The organism is Prevotella sp. P4-67 (assembly GCF_002251325.1).
In the GTDB taxonomy this organism is placed as follows: Bacteria; Bacteroidota; Bacteroidia; order Bacteroidales; family Bacteroidaceae; genus Prevotella.
Map to the genome: position 1 here is coordinate 1 of NZ_NPJL01000008.1, position 2,077 is coordinate 2,077.

Sequence of the window (2,077 nt, forward strand, 5' to 3'; positions counted from 1 at the left end):
TATTTTCAACTTTTTTGTTGAAATGTTTGGTTTGTGTTGAAAAAAGCTATACCTTTGCATCCGCTTTCGAGAATGAAACACTTCTCCTGAGCGCTGAAGAAAGAGTTCTTTGAAAGATTTAAGATAAACAGAAGAGTAGTAGTACAAGAAGCGAGCGGCTTCCGGAGCGATCGGGAAGCCACTTGGGTAAAATGAAGCTACCGTCAATAAATATAGAGACAGGTACTTTAGACTTGAACTAAGGATATTAGCGTCCTGAACAGAGCAAACAATCATCCACTTATGGTGGAGTTGGACAATATTTTTACAATGGAGAGTTTGATCCTGGCTCAGGATGAACGCTAGCTACAGGCTTAACACATGCAAGTCGAGGGGCAGCATCGCGATAGCTTGCTATTGCGGATGGCGACCGGCGCACGGGTGAGTAACGCGTATCCAACCTTCCCGCAACTGGGGAATAACCTTGCGAAAGTAAGACTAATACCCCATGGTCTCCACGGATGGCATCTGAAATGGAGTAAAGGTTTCGGCCGGTTGCGGATGGGGATGCGTCCGATTAGCTTGACGGCGGGGTAACGGCCCACCGTGGCATCGATCGGTAGGGGTTCTGAGAGGAAGGTCCCCCACATTGGAACTGAGACACGGTCCAAACTCCTACGGGAGGCAGCAGTGAGGAATATTGGTCAATGGGCGGAAGCCTGAACCAGCCAAGTAGCGTGAAGGACGACTGCCCTATGGGTTGTAAACTTCTTTTATGCGGGGATAAAGTTCGCCACGTGTGGCGTTTTGCAGGTACCGCATGAATAAGGACCGGCTAATTCCGTGCCAGCAGCCGCGGTAATACGGAAGGTCCAGGCGTTATCCGGATTCATTGGGTTTAAAGGGAGCGTAGGCCGCCTTTTAAGCGTGTTGTGAAATGTAGGGGCTCAACCCCTGCACTGCAGCGCGAACTGGAGGGCTTGAGTACACACAAAGTAGGCGGAATTCATGGTGTAGCGGTGAAATGCTTAGATATCATGAAGAACCCCGATTGCGAAGGCAGCTTACTGGAGTGTAACTGACGCTGAAGCTCGAAAGCGCGGGTATCGAACAGGATTAGATACCCTGGTAGTCCGCGCGGTAAACGATGGATGCCCGCTGTTTGCCACTTTGGTAAGCGGCCAAGCGAAAGCGTTAAGCATCCCACCTGGGGAGTACGCCGGCAACGGTGAAACTCAAAGGAATTGACGGGGGCCCGCACAAGCGGAGGAACATGTGGTTTAATTCGATGATACGCGAGGAACCTTACCCGGGCTTGAATTGCAGGAGAACGATCCAGAGATGGTGAGGCCCTTCGGGGCTCCTGTGAAGGTGCTGCATGGTTGTCGTCAGCTCGTGCCGTGAGGTGTCGGCTTAAGTGCCATAACGAGCGCAACCCCTCTCCGTAGTTGCCATCGGTTGAAGCCGGGCACTCTGCGGATACTGCCACCGTAAGGTGTGAGGAAGGTGGGGATGACGTCAAATCAGCACGGCCCTTACGTCCGGGGCTACACACGTGTTACAATGGGGCATACAGAAAGCAGGCGGCCGGCAACGTCCGTCTAATCATCAAAGTGTCCCTCAGTTCGGACTGGGGTCTGCAACCCGACCCCACGAAGCTGGATTCGCTAGTAATCGCGCATCAGCCATGGCGCGGTGAATACGTTCCCGGGCCTTGTACACACCGCCCGTCAAGCCATGAAAGCCGGGGGTGCCTGAAGTCCGTGACCGCAAGGATCGGCCTAGGGCAAAACTGGTAATTGGGGCTAAGTCGTAACAAGGTAGCCGTACCGGAAGGTGCGGCTGGAACACCTCCTTTCTGGAGAGACGCAATATCAGAATGATGAAGGAAAGTCTTATATATTATATATAGGTAGTGGAGTGTTACTCCCAGGCTTTCTTGTACTACCGCGAATCTGAAAAAGAGAATAGAAAGAAACTGGGCGCAGTTAAGCCCACAGGTTAATTGAACGCCGAGTCAGACAGTCCTATAGCTCAGTTGGTTAGAGCGCCACACTGATAATGTGGAGGTCGGCAGTTCAAGTCTGCCTGGGACTAC

At 52.1% G+C, this 2,077-nt stretch carries 1 tRNA gene and 1 rRNA gene; both read left to right on the forward strand.

Annotated features, from left to right (window positions below):
* Positions 1-306 precede the first annotated feature (306 nt).
* Positions 307-1,837: ribosomal RNA gene (locus tag CIK92_RS00515) — 16S ribosomal RNA — on the forward strand.
* A 165-nt stretch (positions 1,838-2,002) separates the two neighbouring features.
* A tRNA-Ile gene (locus tag CIK92_RS00520) sits at positions 2,003-2,076 on the forward strand.
* The last annotated feature ends 1 nt before the right edge of the window (position 2,077 follow it).